At 71.4% G+C, this 25,602-nt stretch carries 25 protein-coding genes and 3 tRNA genes; 6 read left to right on the plus strand and 22 right to left on the minus strand.

The genetic code is table 11. The annotated features are described in order from the left end of the window. Nucleotides 1–102: 102 nt before the first annotated feature. The 4 genes from ACIP5M_RS01920 to ACIP5M_RS01935 form a co-directional block, all read right to left on the minus strand. The gene (locus ACIP5M_RS01920) at nt 103–984 is read right to left on the minus strand and encodes an amidohydrolase family protein (protein WP_401190797.1); all 882 of its coding nucleotides are present in this window, start codon (nt 982–984) and stop codon (nt 103–105) included. Beyond that, nucleotides 968–1,306: an antibiotic biosynthesis monooxygenase family protein gene (locus ACIP5M_RS01925; RefSeq protein ID WP_401190799.1), complete on the minus strand. Its 339-nt coding sequence runs from the start codon at nt 1,304–1,306 to the stop codon at nt 968–970. Before ACIP5M_RS01925 ends, ACIP5M_RS01920 begins: the two co-directional genes overlap by 17 nt. Before the next feature lie 125 nt (nt 1,307–1,431). Next, nucleotides 1,432–2,316, minus strand: a complete 885-nt coding sequence (locus ACIP5M_RS01930; protein WP_401190801.1) for a DUF2797 domain-containing protein — start codon at nt 2,314–2,316, stop codon at nt 1,432–1,434. After that, nucleotides 2,313–2,747 carry an Lrp/AsnC family transcriptional regulator gene (locus ACIP5M_RS01935; RefSeq protein WP_401190803.1) on the minus strand — a complete coding sequence of 145 codons (435 nt, stop codon included), beginning with the start codon at nt 2,745–2,747 and terminating at the stop codon, nt 2,313–2,315. The genes ACIP5M_RS01930 and ACIP5M_RS01935 overlap by 4 nt, the downstream gene beginning before the upstream one ends. Before the next feature lie 107 nt (nt 2,748–2,854). Here ACIP5M_RS01935 and ACIP5M_RS01940 point away from each other — a divergent pair, with 107 nt between their 5' ends. Then, nucleotides 2,855–3,766 carry an SMP-30/gluconolactonase/LRE family protein gene (locus ACIP5M_RS01940; protein ID WP_401190805.1) on the plus strand — a complete coding sequence of 304 codons (912 nt, stop codon included), beginning with the start codon at nt 2,855–2,857 and terminating at the stop codon, nt 3,764–3,766. A 19-nt stretch (nt 3,767–3,785) separates the two neighbouring features. Here ACIP5M_RS01940 and ACIP5M_RS01945 read toward each other — a convergent pair whose 3' ends face one another. The 3 genes from ACIP5M_RS01945 to ACIP5M_RS01955 form a co-directional block, all read right to left on the minus strand. After that, nucleotides 3,786–4,151, minus strand: coding sequence for a PH domain-containing protein (locus tag ACIP5M_RS01945; RefSeq protein ID WP_401190806.1), 366 nt, complete (start codon nt 4,149–4,151; stop codon nt 3,786–3,788). A 206-nt stretch (nt 4,152–4,357) separates the two neighbouring features. Continuing rightward, a tRNA-Arg gene (locus ACIP5M_RS01950) sits at nt 4,358–4,430 on the minus strand. A 259-nt stretch (nt 4,431–4,689) separates the two neighbouring features. Then, a tRNA-Ser gene (locus tag ACIP5M_RS01955) sits at nt 4,690–4,780 on the minus strand. Between the two features lie 186 nt (nt 4,781–4,966). Here ACIP5M_RS01955 and ACIP5M_RS01960 point away from each other — a divergent pair. From ACIP5M_RS01960 to ACIP5M_RS01970, 3 genes are all read left to right on the plus strand, one after another. Continuing rightward, nucleotides 4,967–5,401, plus strand: coding sequence for an SSI family serine proteinase inhibitor (locus ACIP5M_RS01960; RefSeq protein ID WP_401190808.1), 435 nt, complete (start codon nt 4,967–4,969; stop codon nt 5,399–5,401). A gap of 119 nt (nt 5,402–5,520) precedes the next feature. After that, nucleotides 5,521–8,964, plus strand: a complete 3,444-nt coding sequence (locus ACIP5M_RS01965; RefSeq protein ID WP_401190810.1) for a PAS domain-containing protein — start codon at nt 5,521–5,523, stop codon at nt 8,962–8,964. A 13-nt stretch (nt 8,965–8,977) separates the two neighbouring features. Beyond that, entirely contained in the window at nt 8,978–9,553 is a 576-nt protein-coding gene (locus ACIP5M_RS01970) for an antibiotic biosynthesis monooxygenase (RefSeq protein ID WP_401190811.1), read from the plus strand. Nucleotides 9,554–9,560: 7 nt separating this feature from the next. On the opposite strand, the gene ACIP5M_RS01975 is transcribed toward ACIP5M_RS01970, so the two are convergent. From ACIP5M_RS01975 to ACIP5M_RS02015, 9 genes are all read right to left on the minus strand, one after another. Beyond that, the gene (locus ACIP5M_RS01975) at nt 9,561–11,210 is read right to left on the minus strand and encodes a long-chain fatty acid--CoA ligase (protein ID WP_401190813.1); all 1,650 of its coding nucleotides are present in this window, start codon (nt 11,208–11,210) and stop codon (nt 9,561–9,563) included. A gap of 171 nt (nt 11,211–11,381) precedes the next feature. Continuing rightward, nucleotides 11,382–11,915 carry a SigE family RNA polymerase sigma factor gene (locus ACIP5M_RS01980; protein WP_401190815.1) on the minus strand — a complete coding sequence of 178 codons (534 nt, stop codon included), beginning with the start codon at nt 11,913–11,915 and terminating at the stop codon, nt 11,382–11,384. A 135-nt stretch (nt 11,916–12,050) separates the two neighbouring features. Then, nucleotides 12,051–13,217, minus strand: a complete 1,167-nt coding sequence (locus tag ACIP5M_RS01985) for a lipid-transfer protein (RefSeq protein ID WP_401190817.1) — start codon at nt 13,215–13,217, stop codon at nt 12,051–12,053. Then, nucleotides 13,214–13,609 (minus strand): MaoC family dehydratase, encoded by a 396-nt coding sequence (locus ACIP5M_RS01990; RefSeq protein ID WP_401191834.1) that lies wholly within the window; start codon nt 13,607–13,609, stop codon nt 13,214–13,216. The genes ACIP5M_RS01985 and ACIP5M_RS01990 overlap by 4 nt, the downstream gene beginning before the upstream one ends. 15 nt (nt 13,610–13,624) lie before the next feature. Beyond that, nucleotides 13,625–14,659, minus strand: coding sequence for an acyl-CoA dehydrogenase family protein (locus ACIP5M_RS01995; protein WP_401190819.1), 1,035 nt, complete (start codon nt 14,657–14,659; stop codon nt 13,625–13,627). Beyond that, nucleotides 14,659–15,615: a bifunctional MaoC family dehydratase N-terminal/OB-fold nucleic acid binding domain-containing protein gene (locus ACIP5M_RS02000; protein WP_401190821.1), complete on the minus strand. Its 957-nt coding sequence runs from the start codon at nt 15,613–15,615 to the stop codon at nt 14,659–14,661. The genes ACIP5M_RS01995 and ACIP5M_RS02000 overlap by 1 nt, the downstream gene beginning before the upstream one ends. Further along, nucleotides 15,612–16,805 carry an acyl-CoA dehydrogenase family protein gene (locus ACIP5M_RS02005; protein WP_401190823.1) on the minus strand — a complete coding sequence of 398 codons (1,194 nt, stop codon included), beginning with the start codon at nt 16,803–16,805 and terminating at the stop codon, nt 15,612–15,614. The genes ACIP5M_RS02000 and ACIP5M_RS02005 overlap by 4 nt, the downstream gene beginning before the upstream one ends. A gap of 190 nt (nt 16,806–16,995) precedes the next feature. After that, nucleotides 16,996–17,307, minus strand: a complete 312-nt coding sequence (locus tag ACIP5M_RS02010; RefSeq protein ID WP_401190825.1) for a hypothetical protein — start codon at nt 17,305–17,307, stop codon at nt 16,996–16,998. Nucleotides 17,308–17,815: 508 nt separating this feature from the next. Then, nucleotides 17,816–18,244 (minus strand): DUF6344 domain-containing protein, encoded by a 429-nt coding sequence (locus ACIP5M_RS02015; protein WP_401190826.1) that lies wholly within the window; start codon nt 18,242–18,244, stop codon nt 17,816–17,818. A 291-nt stretch (nt 18,245–18,535) separates the two neighbouring features. Here ACIP5M_RS02015 and ACIP5M_RS02020 point away from each other — a divergent pair, with 291 nt between their 5' ends. After that, entirely contained in the window at nt 18,536–18,997 is a 462-nt protein-coding gene (locus tag ACIP5M_RS02020; RefSeq protein WP_401190828.1) for an SCO4225 family membrane protein, read from the plus strand. Nucleotides 18,998–19,066: 69 nt separating this feature from the next. Here the strand turns inward: ACIP5M_RS02020 and ACIP5M_RS02025 are convergent. The 6 genes from ACIP5M_RS02025 to ACIP5M_RS02050 all read right to left on the minus strand — a co-directional run bounded on the left by ACIP5M_RS02025 (nt 19,067) and on the right by ACIP5M_RS02050 (nt 24,555). Next, nucleotides 19,067–19,154, minus strand: a tRNA-Ser gene (locus ACIP5M_RS02025). Between the two features lie 49 nt (nt 19,155–19,203). After that, on the minus strand, nt 19,204–20,157 hold the full coding sequence (locus tag ACIP5M_RS02030) for a trypsin-like serine peptidase (RefSeq protein ID WP_401190830.1): 954 nt from the start codon (nt 20,155–20,157) through the stop codon (nt 19,204–19,206). 186 nt (nt 20,158–20,343) lie between these two features. Beyond that, nucleotides 20,344–21,390, minus strand: a complete 1,047-nt coding sequence (locus ACIP5M_RS02035) for a YeiH family protein (RefSeq protein WP_401190832.1) — start codon at nt 21,388–21,390, stop codon at nt 20,344–20,346. Further along, nucleotides 21,390–21,938 (minus strand): cysteine dioxygenase, encoded by a 549-nt coding sequence (locus ACIP5M_RS02040; RefSeq protein ID WP_401190834.1) that lies wholly within the window; start codon nt 21,936–21,938, stop codon nt 21,390–21,392. The genes ACIP5M_RS02035 and ACIP5M_RS02040 overlap by 1 nt, the downstream gene beginning before the upstream one ends. A gap of 94 nt (nt 21,939–22,032) precedes the next feature. Next, nucleotides 22,033–22,938: a LysR family transcriptional regulator gene (locus tag ACIP5M_RS02045; RefSeq protein ID WP_401190836.1), complete on the minus strand. Its 906-nt coding sequence runs from the start codon at nt 22,936–22,938 to the stop codon at nt 22,033–22,035. A 105-nt stretch (nt 22,939–23,043) separates the two neighbouring features. Next, nucleotides 23,044–24,555 (minus strand): S1C family serine protease, encoded by a 1,512-nt coding sequence (locus ACIP5M_RS02050; protein WP_401190838.1) that lies wholly within the window; start codon nt 24,553–24,555, stop codon nt 23,044–23,046. A gap of 225 nt (nt 24,556–24,780) precedes the next feature. Between ACIP5M_RS02050 and ACIP5M_RS02055 the strand changes: the two genes are divergently transcribed. Beyond that, complete coding sequence (locus ACIP5M_RS02055) at nt 24,781–25,581, plus strand: glycerophosphodiester phosphodiesterase (RefSeq protein ID WP_401190840.1); 801 nt, start codon at nt 24,781–24,783, stop codon at nt 25,579–25,581. The last annotated feature ends 21 nt before the right edge of the window (nt 25,582–25,602 follow it).

Below are 25,602 nucleotides of genomic sequence, written 5' to 3' on the forward strand. Positions count from 1 at the left end.
CCTCTGAGAGCGTTCTTGTCCCTCCCTGTGAATTGGCTGAGAAACGGAGGAAGGCCTGCCGGGGTCCTGCCCAGGCCCCACCGGGGGCCCACCCGGGGTCGCTCAGCCGGGGAGGCGGAACAGACGGGCGCCGTTGTCGTGGCAGACGGCCCGCAGCCAGTCGTCCCCCAGACCCAGCCGCTCCAGGGCCTCGAGCTGGTGCTCGTACGGGTGGGGGATGTTCGGGAAGTCGGTGCCGAGCAGGATCCGGTCCCCGAGGTCCGCGAGACGGCCCAGGTCCCGGGACGGGAAGCCGCTGAACTGCTCGGAGAAGTCGGTGAAGGCCATGGTGGTGTCCAGGCGCACCTCGCCGTACCGGTCGGCGAGGTCGAGGAAGTCGGCGTACTCGGGCATGCCCATGTGGGCGACGATCAGCGGCAGCCGCGGGTGCCGCGACAGCAGCCGGGCGATCGGCTCGGGCCCGGTGTGCTTCCCGGGTGCGGGTCCGGAGCCGCAGTGGATCACGATGGGGATCCCGGCCTCGGCCAGCAGGCCCCACACCGCGTCCAGCCGGTCGTCGTTGGGGTCGTAGCCGCCGACCTGGATGTGCGCCTTGAAGATGCGAGCCCCGGACTCGACGGCCTGCCGGACGTACGCTGCCGCGCCCTCCTCCGGGAAGAAGGTGGCGGTGTGCAGGCAGTCGGGGGTCCGGGCGGCGAAATCGGCGGACCAGGCGTTGAGCCAAGCGGCCATCGCCGGCTTGTGCGCGTAGAGCAGGGACGTGAAGGCCCGGACGCCGAACTCACGCAGGAGCGCGACGCGTTGTTCCTCCTCGTGCCGGTAGGTGATGGGCCACGCGACACCGGTCAGCGGCCCGACCGCGTCGAAGTAGTCCCACACCTTGTCCATCACCCGGGCGGGCATGAAGTGCGTGTGGACGTCCACCAGTCCGGGCAGTCCGAGCCGCTCCCGGAAGGCTCGGACCGCCTCAGCCGTTGCGGACAAAGCCGTGGCTCCGCTCGACGGTGGCGACGTGCAGGGTGTAGCTCTCGTACCAGTCGGCGCGGCCCTGCTTCATGGCCGCCCGGTGCTCCAGGTCCTCGCGCCAGGCGGTGAGCGACTCGTGATCGCGGAAGTAGGCGACGGTGATGCCGAGGCCCCCAGGGGTGCGGGCGGACTCGTAGCCGAGGAAGCCAGGATTCTCCGCGACGATCTCGTTCATCCGGGCGAGGGTCTCGGGGTATCCGCTGTCGTCGGCGGTGCGGACATTGCTGAAGACGGCCATCACGTAAGGCGGTTCGAAGGCCGGTACCGGCTGAGTGGTCATGTCCACCACCCTCTGTGGCGGGCCCTGTCATGTCCACCAGAATCCGCCCCGGAAGACCAAAGGGATCCAAGACTTGACCAAGGGATCCAAGCCTTGACCATGCCCCCCCCCCACCGGCGGACCGCTCAGAACAGCCCGTCCTGCTCGGCGGGACCGGCGCCGGCGGCCGGAACCCGCACCACCGGCACGCTGGTCACGGCCTCGTCCGCCGGAGCCGCGAACTCCCAGCCCGCGAGCAGCCGCGTGTCCACCACCAGCCCGTCCGCGAGGTGCAGATCGGGCCCTGCGGCACCCGCCAGGAGGCCCACGACCGCTCCGCCGGGAACCATCCCGGTGATCACACCCGCCGGCGCGGGCAGCCCGTCCAGCCCGAACACCTCCGCATGGTCGACGACTTCGCACTCCACCCACTCGAGGGACTCCGGCCACCCGGGAAGCGCGGCCGCCCGGGCATGCAGCTCGGCAACTTCCCGAGCCCGCTCGGCCGCGGCCGGCAGACGCCCCCGTACGGCCTGCTTGCGCGCGTACGCGATCCGGTCCGGCACCCCGAGGGCCGCCCGCAGCAGCTCCTCCGTACGCCGACTGGCCATCAGCGGCCCGCGCCCCAGCCACGCCCAGGCGACCGCCCCCTGCTCCAGCAGCCGGGCCGGGCCGCGCTCCTCGGCGGTGATGCCGACCTTGACCATCCCGGGCCCGAACCAGGCCAGATAGACCCGGTAGGTGCGCGGATCGGCCACGTTGGTGTCGGCGGCCACCGAGAACGACCGGTCGAGACGCGCGCATCCGGCGCACTGGGCACTCCCCGCACGGCCGGGCACGGTGGCTACGGTGGGGCAGGGCGTCCGCTTCCCGGCCCGCCGCACTCCGAGGCAGTGCCGCTCTCCGCGCGCCACGAAGGCCAGCCGCTGCCCGTAGGCGAGCACGCTCGCCCGCTCGCCGCGCCCCGGCCCGTACCACCCGATGGCGGGCCGGCCCGCGCTCCACCGGATCCCCGTGCACCACCAGGTCACAGCGGGAGCGGCCGCTCGAAGAAGGTGTCCAGGACGACGGTGGCCTGGGTACCGCTGACCCCGTCGATGGCGTAGAGGCGGCGCAGGACGTCCTGCAACTGCCCGGTCGAGGCCGTGCGCACCTTGACCAGCACCGATGCGCTCCCCGCGATGATGTGCGCCTCCTGTACCTCGGGGATGGCGGCGAAGGCGGCGCCGGACTCACCCATCCAGGCATTGGAGTCGACCATCACGTAGGCGAGGACACCGCTGCCGACCGAGGCCGGGTCGACCTCGATGGTGGTCCGCCGGATCACCCCGCGCTCGCGGAGCTTCCTCACACGCTCGTGGGTGGCCCCGGCCGAGAGCCCGACTGCAGCGCCGAGAGCGGCGTACGACTGGGTGGCGTCCTCCTGCAGGCGCAGGACGAGCGCCCGGTCGATGTCGTCCACGCGTTTTTCCTCCCATGGGCCCGTCGGCCCTTGCGAAGACGGTACCGGATCCTGCAATCTCACCCTGGAACCGAACAAAATTCGGCCTACTTCTCTCAGGGGGAATCATGTCTGCCATAGCCGACCTCACCTTGTACGAGATCCTGGACGAGCGTTTCCAGACCGGCCGCTGCGCCAACGGCGACGCCCGACTGGAACGGCTCTACGACGACTGCCGCTGGGCGGAAGGCCCGCTGTACCTGCCGGCCTGGCGACAACTGGTCTGGAGCGACATCCCCAACGACCGGATGCTCCGATGGGACGAGGCGACCGGCGCCGTGTCCGTGTTCCGCTCACCGGCCGGCCACTCCAACGGCAACACCCTCGACCGCGAGGGCCGCCTGATCACCTGTGAGCAGGGCAACCGCCGCGTCACCCGCACCGAACCCGACGGCACCCTCACCGTCATCGCCGACCGCTTCGACGGCAAGCGGCTCAACAGCCCGAACGACGCGGTCGTCCGCTCGGACGGATCGATCTGGTTCTCCGACCCCGACTTCGGCATCACCAACGACTACGAGGGCCGGCGTGCACCCAGCGAGATCGGCGCCTGCAACCTCTACCGGGCCGATCCGTCGACCGGCGAGGTCCGGATGGTGGCCGACGGCTTCCTCGGCCCCAACGGACTGGCCTTCTCCCCCGACGAGAGCGAGCTGTACGCCGCCGACACCCGGGCCGGCCACATCCGCGCCTTCAAGGTGACCGATGACGGCACCCTCATCGGCGACCGGGTCTTCACGGCCTGCCCCTCCGTCGACAACATCCGCTTCGACGACGAGGGCCGGCTGTGGGCGGCCTCGATGTTCTCGGGCGTTCACTGCTACGACCCGGACGGCACCCTGCTCGGCCGTCTCCGCGTCCCCGAGCCCGTATCGAACATCGCCTTCGGCGGCCCCAAGAACAACCGACTCTTCATCACCGCCACCACCTCCCTCTACTCCCTGGTGATGTCGGTGACCGGCCTCCCCCGCGTCCTGTGAGAGCAGCGCCGTGCCCCTCCTACCGGGCGACGAACTGCGTGAGTATCGCCTGCACCTCGTAGATGTCGACCCCCTTGGTGAACGTCTTCTCGATCGGCGCCGGGCTCCCGGATATCCAGATCTTGAGCTCGGCGTCGAGATCGAAGTGGCCGGCCGTCTCCACGGAGAAGTGCGTGATGCTCCGGTACGGGATCGAGTGGTACTCGACCTTCTTGCCCGTGAGCCCCTGCTTGTCGACGAGCACCAGCCGCCGGTCGGTGAACAGGATCGTGTCCCGGATCAGCAGATAGGCGGCATGCACCTGCTCGCCCTGCCCCAGCAGCCGCGCGTAGTCCCGCTGCGCCGACGCGTGGTCGATGCTGTGCGCGTTTCCGAACAGTCCCATGAGAGCCCCCGCCCGTCAGGTTCGAACGATCACGCTCGAACGATCTCAAAAGACCGTACCGACGGCCGTCCGTAACCCGCGTCCCCCGCCAGAGCCATCCCACCCCTGACTACCTCCGGGGTATCCCCTCCCCACCAAGGAGGATCCGGGGACGGTACATACGACGAAGGCCCCCAGGATTTCTCCTGGGGGCCTTCGTCCTGCTGTGCACTCGGCAGGATTCGAACCTGCAACCTTCTGATCCGTAGTCAGATGCTCTATCCGTTAAGCTACGAGTGCTTGGCTTGCTGGGGTTTTGCGCCCCGTTGGCCTTGCGAGAACAACAATACATGGACCTTGCCGGGACGCGAAATCCATTAGGCAAACCGGCTCTGACCTGCGAAAACACCCCTGGAAGAAGATCATCCGGTTTGAACGGGCCCGCATCCCGCGGGTTCACCCGGGAGCCTGAGCGCTTCACAGCGGCCGGCTCCTGCGGAGCAGCCGTCCCCGAACGCACCGAAGCCCCGGTCCGTATGGACCGGGGCTTCGTGAAGCGCGGAGGCGGAGGGATTTGAACCCTCGATGGGGTGTAAGCCCCAAACCGCATTAGCAGTGCGGCGCCATAGACCGGACTAGGCGACGCCTCCAGCACACCCTCGCGTACGAGGGTGCGTGCAGATGATGACACAGGCGCAGGGCCCCTCACCAATCCGCTCCCACGGTACTAGCAGGGACGGGCGGAGGGCAAAGCCTTAAAAGCCCCGCAGCACGCAACATCGGCGCACCCCCGTCGTTGGTCAGGCGTACGACGTACGGACGACCTGGAGTGCCCCATGCTGCGTCTCGCCGCCTTCGCCGTCACCTCCGCCCTGGCCGCCGCGGCCGCCGGACCGCTGCCCCCGCTCCCCGAGCCGCTGGGCGGGCTGCTGTCGTCGGGTCCCGACCGCCTCACGATCACCATGGCCCACACCGGCAACCGGCAGATGGACCACGAGTACCAACTCGAATGCGACCCCGTGGGGGGCAACCACCCCTGGGCCCGGGAGTCGTGCGCAACGCTGGAGCGGCTCGCCGCGGAGGGCAAGGACCCCTTCGCCCCCGTCTCCGATCGCCAGATCTGCACCACGGAACACGGCGGCCCGGCCACCGCACGGATCACGGGAACCTGGCACGGGCACAAAGTGGACGCGCGCTTCCGCCGGACGAACGGCTGCGAAATCGACCGCTGGGACCAGTTGGAACCTCTGCTTCCGAGTGGGCGTTCCTGACCTGGGAGGATGCGCGGAACGGGCGGTATCCACTCCACATCGGCCACCCCGCCGGGGGGCTGTGGCCTTAGACTCCTCCCGTGACATGCCGGTAGTTGTGGTCAGGGAGGAAGCTCGTCGTGAGCAGCAGGCCATCCCGAGGCGCTGCTCGCCTCGCAGCAATACTCGACGCTCTTCCCGACGCGCTGTTGCTCGTCAACGCCAACGGCACTGTCGTCAATGCCAATTCGATCGCTCTCGAGGTCATGGAGAGCCCGGGCACCGGGCTCGTGGGCCGCGGCGTGCTCGACCTTCTGCCCGAGTTCGACTCCAAGCTGATCCCCGGCTCCATGCGCCGGCCCGGCGAGGAGGAAGGCGGACGGTCCAAGCCCAAGCGCATGATCGCGCGCCGCACCGACGGCAGCGAGTTCCCCGTCGAGGTCACCAGCGCCCATCTCGACGGGCGCGACGCCTACCGCGAGCCGCAACCCGCCTACACCGGTGACGAGCTGCTGATGCTCGTCGTGCGGGACCTGTCGCAAACCGTGGACACCGAGGCCGAGCTGGCCCGCTCCCAGCGGCAGACCGAGATGATCCTGCGCGCCGCCGCGGAGGGCGTCGTCGGCACCGACACCGACGGACGGGTGGTGCTGGTCAATCCGGCCGCCGCCCAGATCCTCGGCTACCGCGCCACCGATCTCGGCAACCGCGAACTGCACGGGCTGGTCCTCCACTCGCGGGCCGACGGCTCCCCCTTCCCCTTCGACGAGTCCCCGCTCGCCGACACCCTGCGCAGCGGCCGCAAGCACCGCGTACGCGGACAGGTGCTGTGGAACAAGGCCGGGCAGCCGGTCTCCGTCGACCTGACGACCTCGCCCGTACGGGACGGGGATCAGCTCGTCGGCGCCGTCATGACCTTCACCGACCGGAGGCCCTACGACGCCCTGGCAGCCCGCCACGCGCAGCTGCTGGCCGTCCTCGGCGAGTCACTGCGCGGGCCGCTGGACGAGCTCCGCGGGGAACTGGCGACGCTGGCCGCCGACGACGCGGGACAGCTCTGGCCCGAGGCCAACCAGCTGCTGCACCATCTGGCCGCCGGGTACTCCCGGATGACCACGCTGCTGGACAACGTGATCGGCTTCCAGCGCCTGGACGCCGGCACCGACCGGCTCAGCAAGAAGAAGGTCCTCATCAACGGCGTCGTCGCGGCCGGTGTCGACGGAGCGGTCGAGCTGATCGGACCGGGCCGTGTCCAGTTCGCCGTCCACGCGCCGACGATCGAGGCCGAGGTGGACGCGGGCCGGATCGCGACCGCGCTCGCACACCTCGTCGCGGACGTCGCCGGGGTGGACGCCACCGGCAAGACCCGCCAGGGCAGCGGGTACAGCGACTCGACGATCGTGGTGGCCGCCGCGCAGCGCGGTGATGTCGTACGGATCGAGGTGCGCGGGCCGTACGAGGGCGGGAACCCGGTGCACGAGCCGATCGTGCGCGGGATCGTGGCGGCGCACGGGGGCGTGCTCCAGACGGTGGAAGTGCCGGGCGCACCCGGCGGGGCGTACGTACTGGAACTGCCGCTGGGCTCGGGAGCCGGGACGGTGACCCTGCCGGAACCGGCCGAGGAAGCCCCGGCCGGACCGGCCGACGCCGCGGGCACGGCCGGTGGCGCGGCCCCCGGCAAGGTCTCCGGCGGCCGCCGGGGCCGGCGCGGTGTGGATGCCTTCCTGGACGACGGAGCCACCGGCCCTGAAGCGGGCCAGGGCGGGGGCGCGCTGGCGCTGCCGTCCGGGCGCCGGCGGGCGGGCGAGGCCGGCGCCCCCGACGCGGGCCTGGAACTCGCACAGTCCCCGGTGGACCCGGCGGGCCTGGGAACCGGGCGCAGGCGCGGCCGGGCCGGCGACGGCAGCGGCGAGGCCGGCGCGACCGGCGGGCCGGGCGGCATCGGTGCCTTCGGGGCCCAGGACGGTCCCGGCGGACATGGCGGCCCCGGGCGGCCGGTACCCCCGCAGGGCACCGGCATGCCGGTGCTGCCGCCCGTACCGGCGGTGCCTCCGGTCCCGCTGACCGAGCATCCGGCCGGGCGGCGGCGGGCCCTGGGCCCGGCCGGGCCCTCCGGTCCTGCCGGTCCGGCCTCTCCCGCTCAGCCCGGTGGTCCCGTGCCCGGTGGTCCCGTACCAGGTGGCCCCGTGCCCGGTGCTCCCGTACCGGCGACCGGGCTCGGGCCGACGCCCGCTCCGGCCCAGGCTCCGGCGCGGCCCATCGCGCCCGAGGGCGGCTTCGCACTGCCCGCGGGGCCGACCCCGGCCCCTCCCGCTCCACAGACACCGGCGATGGTGGGGTCGGCCCCCGCTCCGGCCGAAGCCGACACCGACGCCCCGTCCGGCCGGCGTGGACGCCGCGTGCTGGGCGCTCCCGTAGCCGAGGCCGAGGCGCCGCTCGCGCCGCCGGCCGCGGCGGACCCCGCAGAGCCGGCACCGCCCACCGGGCGGCGGCGGGCCCTGCCCGCGACCCCGGCATGGCCCGTCCCCGCGGCCCGGACCGCTCCCGAGGACGACCAGGCCTCCGGCCAGGTGGCCGTTCCCGGCGCCCGGCAGCCGCAGGACACCGCGGCGGAGGGACAGGCCTCGCAGCCGATCAACGTGCGCGCTCTGGGCACCCTCGGTCAGGGCATCTCCGTGGACCCCGCCGGGTCGGGCTCCGGCCGCCGTCGCCGGCTCTCCGAGCCCGCGCCCCAGGGCCGGGCCTTCGCCATAGGGGCCCCCGAGGCGGGTTCCGACGAGGGGCCCGAGCCGCTGGACGGTCCGGGCGGCGCCGTGGAGGTCGTCAACCGTCCCGTACCGCGGCCCGTCGACGACGAGCTGCCGCCCGAGCCCTTGGACAATCCGCGCCGCCTGCTCGTGTGGCCCGCGCCCGACGTGCAGACGCAGCAGGCGCTCAGCGACCGCGGCTACCGCCCGGTGATCGTGCACTCCCGTGAAGAAGTGGACGCGCAGATCGCCGCGTTCCCCGCCGCCCTGTTCGTGGACCCGCTGACCGGGCCCATCACCCGGACCGCCCTGCAGTCCCTGCGCCAGGCAGCAGTGGCCGCCGAGGTGCCCGTACTGGTCACGGCCGGGCTGGGGCACGCCACGCGGGAGGCGGCGTACGGCGCCGATCCGGCGGTCCTGCTGAAGGCGCTCGCGCCGCGCGACAGCGAGCAGCACCCCTCCCGGGTGCTGCTGATCGAAGAGCACGACGAGATCGCCATCGCGCTGACCGCGGCCCTGGAGCGGCGCGGGATGCAGGTCGCACGCGCGGGCGCCGACACCGACGCCGTGGAACTGGCGACGCGGATGCGCCCCAACCTCGTCGTCATGGACCTGATGCAGGTCCGGCGCCGGCGGGCCGGGATCGTGGACTGGCTGCGCGCCAACGGGCAGCTGAACCGCACCCCGCTGGTGGTCTACACGACGACCGGCATCGACCCGTCCGAGCTGCCGCGGCTGGCCTCCGGCGAGAGCGTGCTCTTCCTCGCCGAGCGGGCCACGACCGCCGACGTCCAGGGCCGCATCGTGGACCTGCTCGCCAAGATCGGCACCAACTAGTAATCCTGGGCCGATGGCCATCATCGACACGACCGAGCACACCGTCCCCGCCGACAACGGAGAAGTGAACCTGCTCATCGCACGGCAGGTGGAGCCGGGTCACGAGGAGACCTTCGAGGCCTGGGCCCACGGCATCCTGGAGACGGCCGCGAGCTTCCCGGGCCACCTGGGGTACGGGCTCTTCCGTCCGGCGGCCGAGGGCGGGCCGTGGTTCCTGGTCCACCGTTTCCGCAATCAGGCGGCCTTCCAGCGCTGGCAGGACTCTCCGGAGCGGGCGCAGTGGTTCTCCAACTGCCTCGGTCACCACCACACGGAGATAGCGCGCCGGGAACTGCAGGGCATGGAGACGTGGTTCGCCAAGCCGGGTACGACCCGGCCCGCACCGCCGCGGTGGAAGATGGCCATCAGCTCGGGGCTGGCCATCTTCCCGATCTCGCTCGTCGGCAACGCGGTGCTCGGGCCGTACCTGGTGGATCTGAACTTCGTCGTGCGGACCGCTGTCTTCGCCGTCGTCTTCAGCACCCTGATGACCTACGTGGCCATGCCCGCCGTCAGCAAGCTGCTGCGGCCATGGCTCACCAGGGGCTGAGGGCAGGTCAGTCCAGCTTCGTGACGTCCAGCTCGCCGTCGGCGTACTGCTTGCGGATCACCTTCTTGTCGAACTTGCCGACGCTGGTCTTCGGGACGGACTCGACGAGCGTCCACCGCTCGGGGAGCTGCCACCTGGCGATGGACTGGCCGAGGAACGCGCGCAGGCCCGCGTAGTCCACGGTCGCGCCCTCTTTGAGGACGACGGTGGCCAGCGGGCGTTCGCCCCACTTGTCGTCCGGGACGGCGACGACCGCGGCCTCGGCGACCTCGGGGTGCGCCATCAGCGCGTTCTCGAGCTCCACGCTGGAGATCCACTCGCCACCGGACTTGATGACGTCCTTGGCGCGGTCGGTGAGGGTGAGGAAACCCTCCGAGGTGATGACGCCGACGTCGCCGGTCTTGAGCCAGCCGTCGGGGCTGAACTTGTCCTCGGGGCGGAGGGGTTCGCCGGACGCGCCGCCGTAGTAGGCGGCCGCGATCCAGTTGCCGCGTACCTCCAGCTCGCCCGCCGACTCTCCGTCCCAGGGCAGGACGTCGCCGGCGGGGCCGACCAGGCGGGCCTCGACGCCCGCCGGGAAGCGGCCCTGCGTGATCCGGTAGGGCCACTCCTCCTCCGCGCTGAGCCCGGCCGGCGGGTGTGCCATGGTGCCCAGCGGAGAGGTCTCGGTCATCCCCCAGGCATGGCAGAGCCGGACGCCGAGCTTGTCGTAGGCCTCCATCAGGGAGGGCGGACAGGCCGCGCCGCCGATGGTGACCTGCTTCATCGACGTCAGATCGCGCGGGTTGGCGGTGACCTCCGCCAGGAGCCCCTGCCAGATGGTGGGCACGGCAGCGGCATGCGTGGGCTTCTCCCGCTCGATCATCTCGGCGAGCGGGGCGGGCTGCAGGAACCGGTCCGGCATCAGCATGTTGATGCCGGTCATGAAGGTGGCGTGCGGAAGCCCCCAGGCGTTCACGTGGAACTGGGGAACCACCACGAGGCTGGTGTCCTTGTCGGTCAGCCCCATCGACTCGGTCATGTTGACCTGCATGGAGTGCAGGTAGATCGAGCGGTGCGAGTAGATGACGCCCTTGGGGTCCCCGGTGGTGCCGGAGGTGTAGCACATGGCCGCGGCCTGTCGCTCGTCCAGCTCGGGCCAGTCGTAGCTGTCGGGACGGCCCGCCAGGAGTTCCTCGTACTCGTGCACGCGCACGTCGAGGCCTTCCAGGGCGGAGCGGTCGCCGATGCCGGAGACCACGACGTGCTCGACGGTCGGCAGGTGCGGCAGCAGCGGCGCGAGCAGCGGCAGCAGCGTTCCATTGACCAGGACCACGCGGTCGGCGGCGTGGTTGACGATGAAGACCAGCTGCTCGGGAGGGAGCCGCAGGTTGAGGGTGTGCAGGACGGCGCCCATGGAGGGGATCGCGAAGTACGCCTCGACGTGCTCGGAGTTGTTCCACATGAGAGTGGCAACACGTTCGTCCTGCTGCACCCCGAGCTCGTCGCGCAGGGCGTTGGCGAGCCGGGTGGCGCGGGTACCGATCTCGGCGAAGCTGCGGCGGTGCGGCTCAGCCTCCCCGGTCCAGGTCGTGACCTGGGACTTCCCGTGGATCGTCATCCCGTGCTGGAGTATGCGGGTGACGAGGAGTGGTACGTCCTGCATGGTGCTCAGCAAAGCGTCCTCCCGGTGAGCGCTGCGGCGCTGCGGCGGCTACGGATGCTGCCGATTCTGCGCACGTACCGGTCGGCATGTCACTACCCGGGGGTAGAAACCGGGCCGTGTTTCACGTGAAACATCCCGCACGGCGAGGTCCGAAGCGGTGTTTCACGTGAAACGTGCCCCGGCTCACCTGACCGGAGTGAGCTCCGGATCCTCTCGGAGTTTGACCAGCGCGCGGGAGACGGCGCTCTTGACCGTGCCGACGGAAACCCCCAGCAGCTCGGCGGTCTGCACCTCGCTGAGGTCCTCGTAGTAGCGCAGGACGACCATGGCCCGCTGCCGGTCGGGCAGCCGGGTGACCGCGCGCCACATCGCGTCGCGCAGCGCCTGCGCCTCGGCGGGGTCCGCCGCGGGGGTCTCCTCGGTCTCCGGGAGCTCGTCGCAGGCGAACTCGTCGACCTTGCGCTTGCGCCACTGGGAGGTGCGGGTGTTGACCAGGGTCCGCCGGACGTAGCCGTCCAGGGCCCGGTGGTCCTCAATGCGGTCCCAAGCCACGTACGTCTTGGCCAGGGCCGTCTGGAGCAGGTCCTCGGCATCGCAGGGGTTGGCGGTGAGGGAGCGCGCAGTGCGCATCAGGACCGAGCCGCGGGTCCGGACGTACGCCGAGAACGACGGGTACGGCGTCGGATTCGAGGCGAGGGTGCACACAGGCGTGGTCATGGCTCCACGCTAGGAGCGCCGGCCCGCCCTGGGATCGGCCGCAGGTGCCGAAGCAGGGTCCACCTCAGGTTGTAGGGCCGGGAGCTGCTCCACCTCCTGAAGGTGGAGGAGGGACAGCCCCCGGGCCCAAGGACCTCAGTGGTCGGCGCCGAGGATCAGCCCGGATGTCGGTACCCCGGTACCGGCGGTGACCAGTACGTGCTCCGCGCCCGCGGCCTGGTTGACGGAGGTGCCGCGCAGCTGGCGCACGGCCTCGGCGATGCCGTTCATGCCGTGCAGGTACGCCTCCCCCAGCTGGCCGCCGTGGGTGTTGAGCGGCAGCGCGTCGGCGGCCACGAAATCGGCGGCCTCACCCGGCCCGCAGAAGCCGAACTCCTCCAGCTGCATGAGGACGAAGGGGGTGAAGTGGTCGTAGAGGATGCCGACGTCGATGTCGGAGGGCCGCAGACCGCTGGTGCGCCACAGCTGGCGGGCGACCACGTCCATCTCCGGCAGCCCGGTGAGGTCGTCGCGGTAGAAGGAGGTCATGCCCTCCTGCCGCCGGCCGGCTCCCTGGGCGGCCGCGGTGATCACGGCGGGCGCGTGGCGCAGGTCGCGTGCCCGCTCGGTCGTGGTGACGACGAGGGCCTGACCGCCGTCGGTCTCCTGGCAGCAGTCGAGCAGCCGCAGCGGCTCCACGATCCAGCGCGACGCGGCGTGGTCGGCCAGTGTGATGGGTTTGCCGTGGAAGTACGCGGCGGGGTTGTTCGCGGCGTGTCGGCGGTCGGTGACCGCGACGTGCCCGAAGGCTTCGGGGGTGAGGTGGTAGGCGTGCAGGTAGCGCTGGGCGGTCATCGCCACCCAGGAGGCGGGTGTCAGTAGTCCCCAAGGGAGCGACCAGCCGAGCGCCGCCCCCTCCGCCGAGGGCTCGCGCTGTTGCACGCCGGAGCCGAAGCGGCGCCCGGAGCGCTCGTTGAAGGCGCGGTAGCAGACCACGACCTCGGCGACCCCGGTGGCGACCGCGAGGGCGGCCTGCTGGACGGTGGCGCAGGCCGCGCCGCCGCCGTAGTGGATGCGGGAGAAGAAGGAGAGGTCCCCGATACCGGCCGCCTGGGCGACGGTGATCTCGGGGCTGGTGTCCATCGTGAAGGTGACCATGCCGTCGACGTCGGCGGGGGTGAGCCCGGCGTCATCGAGGGCGGCGTGCACGGCCTCGACGGCGAGCTTGAGCTCGCTGCGGCCGGAGTCCTTGGAGAACTCGGTCGCACCGATGCCGGCGATGGCGGCCCGGCCGCCGAGTTCGTCGCGGGTACGGACGCTCATGCCGCACCCCCCTGGGCGAGGGTCACGGTGACCGTGCCGGTGACGTGGTGGCCGATGCCGTTGGCGCCGACGACGCGTATCTCGGCGGTGTCCCCGTCCAGGGCGGTGATGGTGCCGGTGAGGGTCATGGTGTCGCCCGGATAGTTGGGGGCGCCGAGGCGGATGGCCACCTTGCGCAGGACGGCGTGCGGCCCGAGGTGGTCGGTGATGTAGCGGCCGACCAGTCCGTTCGTGGTCAGGATGTTCATGAAGATGTCCGGGGAGCCCTTCTCCCGCGCGAGCGACGCGTCGTGGTGCACGTCCTGGTAGTCGCGGGAGGCGATCGCGCCCGAGACGATCAGCGTGCGGGTGACCGGGATGTCCAGCGGCGGCAGTTCCCCGCCGACTCTCAGTGCACCGACCATGCCTCAGCCCTCCTGCGCCAGTACGGCGCCCAGTTCGGCCAGCAGCTCGCTGCCGCAGCCCAGGTACGCGTCCAGCTGGCGCCCCCACAGGAAGTGCCGGTGGACCGGGTGATCGAGATCGGCTCCCATGCCGCCGTGCAGGTGCTGGCCCGCGTGCACGACCCGTTTGCCCGCCTCGGAGGCCCACCAGGCCGCCGTCAGCGCGTGCTCGCGCGCCGGGAGCCCCTCGTCGATGCGCCAGGCGGCCTCGTAGGCGGTGACCCGGATCGCCTCGGTGTCCATGTACGCGTCCGCCGCGCGCAGCATCACGCCCTGGTTGGTGGAGAGGGGGCGGCCGAACTGCTCGCGCGTGGACGTGTACTCGACCGCCCGTGCGAGTGAGCCCGCGCAGACTCCCGCCTGGAGCCCGGCGAAGGCGGTGCGGGCGGCGGCGAGCGTGTCCTCGTACGCGGCCGGGCCCGCCCCGACGCGCTCCGCCCGGGCACCGGTCAGGGTCAGCCGCCCGGCCGACCAGGGTGCGGTGGTCTGCACCGGGGAGGTCCGTACGCCGGGCGCGTCGGTCCGTACGAGCCACAGTGCCCGGTCCGCGTCCGGGACCAGGACGTGGGTGGCGTCGCGCAGCCAGGGCACGGCGGGGGCGGTGCCGGTGAGCCGGCCGTCCGGTGACGCGGTGATCCGGCCGCCGCGGGCGGGGAAGGCCCCGGTGGCGACGGCCTCGCCCGTCCCCAGGGCGGGCAGCAGGCGGGCGCGCTGGTCGGCTGTGCCGTGGGCCGCGAGGGGGAGCATCCCGTACGCGCAGGTGGCGGCGTAGGGCACCTGGGCGGTGGTGCGGCCCTGTTCCTCCAGCAGCAGGACCAGGCCGAGCAGCCCGATGTCCGGGACGGCGGCGATCAGCCCGGAGGCGGCGAGGGCTTTCCACAGCTCGCCGTCGGTGCCGGTACCGGCGGCGGCGAGGCGTTCGTGGGTGGCGAGGTCGTTGAAGATCCGGGCGGCGAGCCCGGCCGCGGCGGCCTGCTCCTCGGTCGGGTGGAAGTCCATCAGGCCGCACTCCCGCGGAAGACGGGGAGTTCGAGGTCGTCGTCGACGCGCACGAACTCCAGCTGGACGGGAAGCCCGATGCGCACCTTGTCGTACGGGACGCCGGTGATGTTGCTGATCATGCGGACGCCTTCGGCGAGCTCGACGAGCGCGACGGCGTAGGGAGGGTCGAAGGCGGGGAAGGGCGGGTGGTGCATGACGACGTAGCTGAACACGGTGCCTGCTCCGGATGCCTCGACGGTGTCCCAGTCGGGGGAGGCGCAGGCGTTGCAGCCGGGGAGCCAGGGAAAACGGAGGGTGGCGCAGGCGGTGCAGCGCTGGATCAGCAGCTTGTGGTCCCGTACCCCGTCCCAGAAGCCCTGGTTGTCGCGGTTGATCACCGGGCGGGGGCGTCGTGCGCCGGGCTTCTTCTCCGGCTTGGCCGCAGGGGCGAACTTGAGGATGCGGAAGCGGTGGGTCCCGGCGACCTCGCCGTCGACCCGGACGTCCATGCGGGTGGTGACGAAGTGGCCGGTGCCCAGCTTGGTCGTCTTGCGGGGTGACACGGACTCGATGACGGCGTCGAAGGTGATCGCGTCACCGGGTCGCAGTGGGCGCAGGTACTCCTGCTCGCAGTCGGTGGCCACGACGGAGGTGAAGCCCGCGCCGTCGAGGAGCGCGAAGAGCTCGTCGTAGGCGGAGGAGCGGTCCGTGTGGCCGGAGAGCCCGCCCATCGTCCAGGCCTGGAGCATCGTGGGCGGGGCTATCGCGTCCGGCCCGGTGTAGGCGGGGTTGGCATCGCCCATGGCCTCGCACCAGTGCCGGATCATCGGCTCGTTGATCGGGTCCTTGCCCCGGCCGGCGGTGGCGGCCGGCCTGCCCTCGAAGGCCGTCAGCAGTGCGTGGAACCGGTTTGCCTCGTCGGACCCGGCCTCCTCGGCCGCCTGCCGGGTGGCCCTGGCCGCGTCTGCCGTCATCGCTTCCTTCCCTTCATGCCGAGCCGCATCATGGCGACGATCTCCCGCTGGACCTCGCTGACTCCGCCGCCGAAGGTGTTGATCTGGGCGGCCCGGTTCATCCGCTCCAGCGCGCCTCCCTCGAAGGCCTTGGCACCCGGCCCCCGGATCAGGGCCCGCTCGCCGACCACCTCCTGGCACATCCGGTAGACCTCGACGGTGGATTCGGTTCCAAGGAACTTCACGCCGCTCGCGTCGCCGGGCGCCAGGGTGCCGCCGCCCACGTCTTGGACGAGCCGCCAGTTGAGGAGGCGTACGGCGGCCAGCCGCGCGTGTGCCTCGGCGAGCCGGGACTGCACCCAGGGAAGGTCGCCGGGGCGGTCTCCGGTGTCGGGGTCGGGGGTGCGGGCGTGGGCGAGGGCGGCTTCGTAGAAGTCCTCCGCCTGCATGCCGATCGCGGCGAGGGCCACGCGCTCGTGGTTGAGCTGGTTGGTGATCAGGCCCCAGCCGCCGTGCTCGGGGCCGACGAGGTTGCCGGCGGGCACGCGGATGGAGTCGTAGTACGTCGCCGTGGTGGTGAGCCCGCCGACCGTCTCGATCGGGGTCCAGGAGAAGCCCGGGGCGTCGGTCGGCACCAGGATGATCGAGATGCCCTTGTGCTTGGGGGCCTCCGGGTCGGTCCGGCAGGCGAGCCAGATCCAGTCCGCGTTCTGGGCGTTGGAAGTGAAGATCTTCTGGCCGTCGATCAACCAGTCGCCGGCGCCTTCGGCGGTTCCGCCGTCGTGCACGGATGGGACGGCGCGGACGGCGCGGGTGCGCAGCGAGGCGAGGTCGGTGCCGGCCTCGGGTTCCGAGTAGCCGATCGCGAAGACGATGTCGCCTTTGAGGATCCGGGGCAGGAAGTAGTCCTTCTGCTCCTGGGTCCCGTACTTCATCAGGGTCGGGCCGACGGTGTTGAGCGTGACCATCGAGACGGGTGCACCGGCCCGGTAGGCCTCGTCGAAGAAGACGAACTGCTCGTCGGCACCTCGGCCCTGGCCGCCGTACTCGACGGGCCAGCCGAGGCCGAGCAGCCCGTCGGCGCCTATGCGGCGCAGCAGTTCGCGCTGGCGGGCCGGCTCCTCGGGGACACCGTCCGGCAGAAGTTCCCGGAAGTAGGCGCGCAGTTCGGCGCGTAGCCGCAACTGTCCTTCGGTCGGGGCGAGGTGCACGGCGCTGGCCTCCCGGCATCACATCGGCAAGTGAGCTGACTGTCCGTCAGATTCACCGGTGGTGTCAAGGTCGGGAGGACCCGGCGAGGCACGGGAAGCCCGTGGCATGCGCGAGGGCGCCCGCGCTACCGGACCCCAGCCGGTCCGGTCGCACAGGCGCCCTCAACAGTCCGAGCGGCTCAGACCGCGATCACCACCAGGGGTAGAAGTTGACCGCGACGTTCGAGTTGTCCTGGTCGATCGCGGTGAAGGCCGAGCCGTTCACCTGCGCGGTGTTGTTCTGGTTGGACGCCCCGGAGCCGGTGGCCACCTGCTGCGAGGTGGAGGAGTTGCCGAGATTGGCCCCGGCCACACCACTGCCGATGATGCTGGCGACGCTCGCATTCGATCCGTCGTTCGCGAAGGAGCCGTTGTCGGCCGAGGCAGCCCCGCCGAACAAGGCGACGGCGAGGGGGAGAGCGGCGACGGCGGCGATGACGCGGGCGGTACGGATGCTTGCCATGTCTTGATCCTCCAGAAAACCGAAGTGTGGCTTTTTCCAAGGCAGTTGGCCGACCGCCTCGGTCGTTGCTTGTGTGACGACGTCGCGAGATCAGAGTTGCCCACCGAATCCCCGGCGAACCACCCCGGAGCCCACGATTCCCCCGCAAGCATGACCAACATCGGATAAACCTCATTTGCGCCCCCTAAGCCCCAGGTCAGCACTCGGGAACCTGCTGAAACCCCCGCCCCACAAGGGCTGAAGCGTTCCACCAGATCGACGGCTCCCGGACATGCCGAAAAGGGCCGCGCCGTCCGGGAACCCCACCGTCTCCCGGGCCTGCGGCCCTGCAATACAAAGCTTCGCGCCCCCTGCACGCCCCCGGCGCCCGCCGGGGCAATCCCTCCGTGCCCCACTCCCGGGGCACCTCGCGCGGCGCGATCCACGGTCGCGACGACCGGGCTCCAGCGCCTGCTCTCCTCGTCTTTGCGAACCTACTGGGCTCTACACGTCTGACAGGCGTACGGGTCTACGCGGCGAGCGCGAGCGCGTCCCGCCCGGCTCCGGCGACGGCTCCCGCGGGTCCGACAACGGCTTCGGCGGCTCCACCGGGGGCTCCGACCGGCGCCAGTGCCCGTACGGCGGCATCCGGTCCGGCGCCCATGGACGCGGCAGTGGTCGAACGGCGGACGGACGGGGACTTTCCGTGCGCCTCGGCGCGGATCCGCTGCTTGATGGTCGGCGGCAGCGAACCGCCCCGCATCATCGCCCGCCAGGTCCGCCGGGCCGCGAACGCCGGCCGGCACACGGCGGCGGAGGGGGAGGCCGGCACGCCGGAGGCCGCGGGGGAGGTGGCGGCCGGGGCGGCCTTCCGGCCGAGACCGAGGGCGGCGAGCAGGGCCACCAGGGCGGTGAGGACCGAGGTCCAGATCGAGGTGAGGGTGCTGCGCTGAGCCATGACGAATGCCTCGTTTCGCGATGTTCCGACGGGCGGATCTGAATACATTCGTCATGATGTGGCCGCAACCGCAGCGCCTCCGCAACGCGCGCCGATCTTCCGACAAACACCACTCGGATGAACCAACCACCCCGGAGCGCATACGCGAACGGCCCCGCCGTGCTTCCCGTGCACGGCTCTGACCAGGTACGCCGGGCCGAGCGGGATGAGTAGGCGTACTCAGGTGGCGGTCCTCGGCAGCTTCGAGACTGGGCGCAGGTCGAACGAAGCGGAACAGGAACGAGGAACGACATGGTGCGGCGCTGGTCGAAGGCCGAGGTGTGGGTGCCCTGTGGATACCTGGCACTGGTGGTCGCGATGCTCGTCTACGTCGCGGTCGGCAGCCGGACGGGCGACATCGGGCTCTTCGCAGTCTGGCCGGTCCTCGCCACCGCGCCGGTCAGCCTCCTCCTGCTGAGCACCTTCGGACCCGCCGTGGCCGCCCCGGACGAGTCGGCCCCCGTCACCGGGCCCATCTACGAAGGCTCGCAGCCACCTCCCGAGCCGCTGCCCACGGAGTTCATGCCGGAGCCCGACCCGCGCCCCTCGGACTGGGTGGCACCGGACACATCCATCGATACCAAGTTCGACATGGGGTCCGAGTTCGGCTTCTACGGTGCGGTCCTGGTCAGCGCCCTCGTCAACGCCGCGGCGATCTGGGCCCTGCTCCGCTACGTTGCGCGCCGGCGCGAAGCCAGTGGTGCGCAGATCTAGCACCGTGATCCTGGAGAGGGCGGGCACCCCCATCGGGTGCCCGCCCTCTGACCTGCTACTTCACTGACCTGGCGGTGGGTGTGGGATTTGAACCCACGGTGACTCGCGCCACGACGGTTTTCAAGACCGTTCCCTTAGGCCGCTCGGGCAACCCACCTGGCCGGTACAGAGTACCGGGCAGGCGGGGCCGGTGGGGCGGCTGTGGGTCAGGCGGTCTGCGCCTTGTCGTAGGCGGCCTTCGCCTCGTTGCCGAAGTACGGGCCGTACATGCGGTTCGGCAGGAAGGTGTAGCCGAAGCTGTTCACCGAGACCTGGGTGCCGAGGCCCGTGGCCTCGTTGAAGTCCTGGAACCAGGGGCCACCGCTGGAACCGCCCGTCATGTTGCAGGCCAAGCTGTGGTCCTTGGTCAGCAGGAAGTCCTTGCCGCTGTTGCCGCTGCAGTAGACCAGCTTGGTCCCGTCGTACGGGGCTGCCGCGGGGAAGCCGAAGGAGTACATCTTCTTGTTGTAGCCACCGTTGAAGAGGATGCCCTGGGCACCGACGGCCTGGCTCAGCGTCTGCCCGTTCAGCGGGGCGACGACGGCGAGGCCGACGTCCATGTTCATGTCCTCACTCGCGGCCCACTGGTCGGTGGCGAAGGTCTTGGTGGCCGACCACTGGCCGTAGGGCGCGTTGCCGTTGTTGTAGGCGGGGACGAAGACCCAGTTCGTGTGCCAGGCGCCCTGGTACTTCACGCAGTGGCCGGCCGTGATCACCGTGCTGCCGTTGGCGCTCGTGATCGAGTCGCCGGAGCAGGAGGCGGTCCGGTCTCCCATGGTGAAGAAGACCCGGCCGGAGGTCTTCACGACCGCTCCGCCACCCGTCCAGGCACCCCCCGCCTGCGGGAACGCCGTGGGGGAGGCGGCCGAGGCCGCCGTCGGGGGGATGCTCGTGGGCGCAGCGGCTGCGGTGGCCTGGATCCGGGCCCCGCCGGGGACCGCCGTGACGTCGAGCGGAGTGGCTCCCCGCATCCGCTCGGCGGTCCAGAAGCCCTTCGTGTGCTGTTGCCGGAAGGACGAGGGGGCGTCCGCCGCGATCGAGGGGGTGGCCGCCGTCAGGACACCCGTGATGAGGGCGCCTGCCGACAAGAGGGCCGACAAGGCTGTGCGATGACGATTCACGCATGACTCCTTCTGCCGTGCCCGGACCAGGGCAAGGTGGGGGGTGAAGAACGGTCGGTGCGGATCGGCGGTGCGCTGTGCGGCTTGCCGGGGCAGAGTGGCACGGCCGCGCGACGATGTCAGCGGCCGGTCAGAACGTTCGGTCGGTTCCGGCCATGATTTGGCCAACTCCCTTCCGTCGGCGCCTCATCCGGTGAGCAGAACACCCGCGTACGAGACGCCCGCCACGACCACCCAGGCCCCGAGACCCAGCGCCGCGGCCCGCCCGCCGGTGCGCGCGAGCGTCGGCAGGTGCACCGCGCTCCCCAGACCGAAGAGGGCCGCCGCGAGCAACGCCTCCTGCGCGGTGTGCGCCCATTCCAGCGCTACGTCGGGCAGTACGCCCGTGGCGCGCAGCGCGGCCGCGGCCAGGAACCCGGCCACGAACAGCGGCACCGGTGCCGGTCGGCGCCCCGAAGCGGTGCGCACCCCGCGTCGCCGGGACCGCACGGAGAAGGCGACCGCCGCGACCAGGGGTGCGAGCAGCGCCACCCGCATCAGCTTGACCAGCACCGCCTCGCCGAGCGCATCGGGACCCGCCGTCTGCGCGGTCGCCACCACCTGACCGACGTCGTGCACGCCGGCGCCGACCCAGCGCCCGAAGGCCGGGTCGGAGAGCCCCAACGGCCCCTGCAGAAGAGGGAGTACCGCGATGGCGAGCGTCCCGCACAGCGTCACCAGCGCCACCGAGGCGGCTACGTCCTCCTCGTCGCTGCCGGACACCTCGCTCACCGCACCGATCGCCGAGGCCCCGCAGATCGAGTAGCCGGTGGCGATCAACAGCGGCTGGTCGCCCGGCAGTCCCAGGCGTCGACCCAGCCACACGGTGCCGAAGAAGGTGGCCGCGACCACCCCGGCCACCATCGCGACGGTCGCCCATCCCAGCCCCAGGACCTGCTCCAGCCCCAGACCGAGCCCGAGCAGCACGATGCCGATCCGCATCAGCCGCCTGCCGGCCAGGGAGAGGCCGGGGCGTGCGGTTCCGCGGACGAAGGTCCGCAGGCCGGGGAGGTGCGCCACGGCGATGCCCAGCACCACCGAGGCGGTCAGCAGGGGAACGGCGGGCACGACTCGGTGGATGCACCAGGCCACGAGCGCCCCGCACGCGGCGCCCGCCAACCCGGGCCAGGTGGCCGGTGTTTCACGTGAAACATGCCGGACCGCCCCACCGTGGGGGCGGTGGAGGAGGGCCATCAGTCGACTGGTTGGGTGTAGACGCGCCGGATGCTGGTGCCCAGCCGGGACACGTCCGCTCCGTACACGTGGACCGATATCGCCTTCGTGCCACAGGAGTTGCGTACCTTGTGGATGTCTCCGGGCGGAGCGAAGCCGCACACCTCTCCCTGCCCGTTGACCACGTCCTCGGTGGGCACCAGCCGGGCGGGCCCGGAGCCGGGCGCGAGCCGGTAGCGGCGCTCGCTCTCCTCTCCCTGGTGCACCCCCGCGACGCACCACGCGACGTGGTCGTGGATACAGGTCTCCTGCCCGGGCAGCCACACCAGCGCCACCACCGAGAAGCTGCCGTCCGACTCGGCGTGCAGGATGTGCTGCCGGTACCGCTCCGGATCGCCTTCCTGCTGCGCCGGCGTCAGGAGGTCCTGGGCGCCGAGGTGCGGGCCGAGCAGTTCACCCACGAGGTAGGCGGTCAGGTCGGGGGCCAGCCCCCGGTCCACGACCGTGCGGATCTCACTGACGAGGGCGGCCATCCTCGTGGTCGTACGGGCCGGCGTGGTGGTGGTCATACCGGCAGCGTGCTGCCACCGTTTCCATCACGTCCAACGACAGTTGTGACCCGAAATCCCAAGCACCGCTTATGGACTGGCGCGGGCCGATCGGTCAGCAGCCGACCCGGTTCGCCGCCACCCGCTTCAGCGCGTCGAGCACCACGGCCGTCGCCGGGATCCGCAGGTGGTCGCGGTAGACGTAGGCGGCGATGTGGCGGCGCGCTGCGGGTTGCAGCGCCCGCCCGCAGACCCGGGTCAGCGAGAGGGAGGGCAGCACCAGAGCGGGCATCATCGCCACGCCCAGGCCCTGTGCCACCAGGCTCTGCACCACCAGGTTGTCGTCGGTGGCGAAGCGGATGTCGGGTACGAAGCCCAGCTCGGCACACTCGTGCAGCAGGTTGGCCCGGCACCGCGGACAGCCCGCGATCCACCGCTCCTCGGCGAGGTCCGCCAGGTGCACGGCGCGCCGCCGGGCCAGCGGATGCCCGGTCGGGAGCAGCACCGTCAGCTGGTCCTCCAGCAGCCTGACCTCGGCGACCTCCTCCGGGATCTCCTCGTGGAGCCCGGGATACGTGAAGGCGAGGGTGATGTCGCACTCCCCGCGCTCCAGCCGGCGCAGGGAATCCGGGGGTTCCCCCTCCAGCAGCTCGACCTGGATGCCCGGATGGTCCTTGGCCAGGCCGCTCAGGGCTTCGGGGACGAGGGTGACGTTCGCGCTGGGAAAGCCGCACAGCCGGACCCGGCCGGTGCGCAGCCGCGCATACGCCTTCAGCTGGGCCTCGGCGGCGGAGAGGCTGCCGAGGATGGTCTCGGAGTGCCGGGAGAGGGACTCTCCGGCCTCGGTGAGCTGCATCTTCCGGCCCACTCGGGTGAACAGCGGGGTTCCGACGGCGCGTTCGAGCGCCTTCATCTGCTGGGTGATCGCGGGTTGGGTGTACCCGAGCACGCGGGCGGCCGCCGAGTAGGACCCGGAGGCGACCACCGCGTGGAACGTCCGTATGTGCCGGGAATCGAACACCCGTGAAGCATAAGCGGACGTTGGGAGGGGCCGTAGGCGGAATCCCGCCCACGGCCCCTCACCATCAAGCCACTGTTTCCGGCCGGACGGCCGGCAGCGTGGCGGCTACTTGTCTCCGACCCGCGAGCCGAGGGTGATGTCGACCGTGGTCGGCTTGCCGCCGCGCAGGTACGTCAGCTTGACCGTGTCGCCCGGCTTGTAGGTCCAGATCAGGCTGATCAGGGTCGGGCCGCTGTCGACCGGCTTGCCGCCGAGCTCGGTGATGACGTCGCCGGGCTTGAGGCCCGCCTTGCCCGCCGGGCCGTTCGGGTCGACCAGGTCACTGGCGGGCGCACCCTGCTCGGAGATCTTGGCGCCCTCGGACTTGGCCTGGAGGTCCACGGAGACGGAGATGACCGGGTACACCGGCTTGCCCGTCTTGATCAGCTGCTCGGCGACGTTCTTCGCCTGGTTGATCGGGATGGCGAAGCCGAGGCCGATCGAACCGGCCTGGCCGCCGCCGAAACCGCCGTTTCCGGCCGACTGGATCGCGGAGTTGATGCCGATGACGGCGCCGCGCCCGTCGAGCAGCGGGCCGCCCGAGTTGCCGGGGTTGATCGAGGCGTCCGTCTGGAGTGCGCTCATGTACGAGTTCTTGCCGCCGGAGCCGTCACCTGAGGCGACCGGGCGGTTCTTCGCACTGACGATGCCGGTGGTGACGGTGTTGGACAGGCCGAAGGGGGCGCCGATCGCGATGGTCGGGTCGCCGACCGCGACCTTCTCGGAGTCGCCGAGCGGCAGTGGCTTGAGGCCGGCCGGAGGGTTCTTCAGCTTCAGGACGGCGACGTCATAGCCCTGGGCCCGGCCCACGACCTCGGCCTCGTACTTCTTTCCGTCGGAGAAGGTGGCGGTGAGCTTGCCGCCGTTCGCGGCGGAGGCCACGACGTGGTTGTTGGTGAGGATGTGGCCCTGCTGGTCGTAGACGAATCCGGTGCCGGTGCCCCCCTCGCCGTCCCCGGCCGAGGCCTCGATGGTGACCACGCTGGGCAGGGCGCCCGCGGCCAGGCCGGCGATGGAGCCGGCGTCGCGCTTGAGTTCCTTGGGAGTGCTGCCCGCGCTGATGGTGGTCGAGCCGGTGCCGTTGTTGCTGCGGTCGGCGGCCCAGTAGCCGACACCACCGCCGATGCCGCCCGCGATGAGGGCCGCCGCGAGCACGCCCGCGATGAGGCCGCCCTTGCCCTTCGGCTTGGGCTGCGGGGCGCCGTTCACGGTCAGGGGAGCACCCCAGCCACCGCCGCCGTGTCCACCGCCGTGGCCGTACGCGGGTACGGCGGGCGGCGGAGGCGGCCAGGCCTCGGCGCCGTGGGCGGCCGGAGAGGGAGGGGGAGCGGCCGGAGCCGCGTAAGGGGGCTCCGGGACGGGCGGGATCTGCGCGGTCGGCTCGGTACCGGCTGCGGGAGTCGGCGGAAGCTGCCGGGTCACCGGCTCGGCGGCTCCGGTCACGGGCGCCGGGGCGGCCGGGACCTCAGGGGCGGCAGGCGCCGCGGCCTGGGGTGCGTCGGCCGGCTGCGGAGCAGGGGGTGCGGACGGGGCCGCGGGGGTTGCGGGGGCCGCGGTGCCCTCGTTCTCGGTGCTCACAGCGCTCTCTCCTCGTCACACACGGCTTCGGAAATCTCTGGCGATCGGTCCGGCTGAACGTTCGACGTGCCGCACAAGTTCCTGGGCAAAGCCTTTCCCATGCCCCGTCAGAGCACTGTAAGCCGGACCTGTGCATCTCCCGACATTCTTTATATCCGGCATTCCGGGCGCATCCCCAGGAGGCGGCCTCGACGCCGGGGGGCCTGTCGGTGGCACCATGACCCGGTGACCCACGCAACGCCGCGCACCATCCAGGTCGTCGCCCACCGCGGCGCCTCGGAGGATGCCCCCGAGCACACCCTGGCCGCGTACCGGAAGGCCATCGAGGCCGGGGCCGACGCCCTGGAGTGCGATATCCGGCTCACCGCCGACGGCCATCTGGTCCTGGTCCACGACCGCCGGGTGAACCGCACCTCCAACGGCCGCGGCGCCGTCTCCGCCCTCGAGCTCGCCGATCTCGCCGCTCTCGACTTCGGATCCTGGAAGGACCGCGAGGAGTCCCCCGACTGGGACGCGGACCCCGAGCGCACGTCGGTCCTCACCCTCGAACGCCTGCTGGAGCTGGTCGCCGACGCCGGGCGTCCGGTGCAGCTCGCCATCGAGACGAAGCACCCGACCCGCTGGGCCGGACAGGTGGAGGAACGCCTCCTGTTCCTCCTCAAGCGCTTCGGCCTGGACGCCCCGCCCCCCGAGGGCCCGCACCCCGTGCGCGTGATGAGCTTCTCCGCCCGCTCCCTGCACCGCGTACGGGCGGCCGCCCCGACCATCCCGACCGTGTACCTCATGCAGTTCATCTCGCCCCGGATGCGCGACGGCCGGCTGCCCGCGGGCGTGAAGATCGCCGGCCCCGGGATGCGGATCGTGCGCAACCACCCCGGCTTCATCCGCAAGCTCCAGGGAGCGGGTCACTCCGTACACGTATGGACAGTGAACGATCCAGAAGACGTTCAGCTGTGCGCTGATCTCGGCGTGGAAGCGATCATCACGAACAGACCCCGTCAGGTTCTGTCCCAACTGGGGCGCTGACGTCCCGTTTTGCGCACCCGT

This window comes from Streptomyces sp. NPDC088762 (assembly GCF_044750905.1).
In the GTDB taxonomy this organism is placed as follows: Bacteria; Actinomycetota; Actinomycetes; order Streptomycetales; family Streptomycetaceae; genus Streptomyces.

What these genes read in the sequence shown, in the direction of transcription:
- ACIP5M_RS01925 (WP_401190799.1), bottom strand. Translation starts at nt 1,306, where the DNA reads ATGACCACTCAGCCGGTACCGGCCTTCGAACCGCCTTACGTGATGGCC.
- ACIP5M_RS01940 (WP_401190805.1), top strand. Translation starts at nt 2,855, where the DNA reads ATGTCTGCCATAGCCGACCTCACCTTGTACGAGATCCTGGACGAGCGT.
- ACIP5M_RS01945 (WP_401190806.1), bottom strand. Translation starts at nt 4,151, where the DNA reads ATGGGACTGTTCGGAAACGCGCACAGCATCGACCACGCGTCGGCGCAG.
- ACIP5M_RS01960 (WP_401190808.1), top strand. Translation starts at nt 4,967, where the DNA reads ATGCTGCGTCTCGCCGCCTTCGCCGTCACCTCCGCCCTGGCCGCCGCG.
- ACIP5M_RS01970 (WP_401190811.1), top strand. Translation starts at nt 8,978, where the DNA reads ATGGCCATCATCGACACGACCGAGCACACCGTCCCCGCCGACAACGGA.
- ACIP5M_RS01980 (WP_401190815.1), bottom strand. Translation starts at nt 11,915, where the DNA reads ATGACCACGCCTGTGTGCACCCTCGCCTCGAATCCGACGCCGTACCCG.
- ACIP5M_RS01985 (WP_401190817.1), bottom strand. Translation starts at nt 13,217, where the DNA reads ATGAGCGTCCGTACCCGCGACGAACTCGGCGGCCGGGCCGCCATCGCC.
- ACIP5M_RS01995 (WP_401190819.1), bottom strand. Translation starts at nt 14,659, where the DNA reads ATGGACTTCCACCCGACCGAGGAGCAGGCCGCCGCGGCCGGGCTCGCC.
- ACIP5M_RS02000 (WP_401190821.1), bottom strand. Translation starts at nt 15,615, where the DNA reads ATGACGGCAGACGCGGCCAGGGCCACCCGGCAGGCGGCCGAGGAGGCC.
- ACIP5M_RS02010 (WP_401190825.1), bottom strand. Translation starts at nt 17,307, where the DNA reads ATGGCAAGCATCCGTACCGCCCGCGTCATCGCCGCCGTCGCCGCTCTC.
- ACIP5M_RS02015 (WP_401190826.1), bottom strand. Translation starts at nt 18,244, where the DNA reads ATGGCTCAGCGCAGCACCCTCACCTCGATCTGGACCTCGGTCCTCACC.
- ACIP5M_RS02020 (WP_401190828.1), top strand. Translation starts at nt 18,536, where the DNA reads ATGGTGCGGCGCTGGTCGAAGGCCGAGGTGTGGGTGCCCTGTGGATAC.
- ACIP5M_RS02035 (WP_401190832.1), bottom strand. Translation starts at nt 21,390, where the DNA reads ATGGCCCTCCTCCACCGCCCCCACGGTGGGGCGGTCCGGCATGTTTCA.
- ACIP5M_RS02040 (WP_401190834.1), bottom strand. Translation starts at nt 21,938, where the DNA reads ATGACCACCACCACGCCGGCCCGTACGACCACGAGGATGGCCGCCCTC.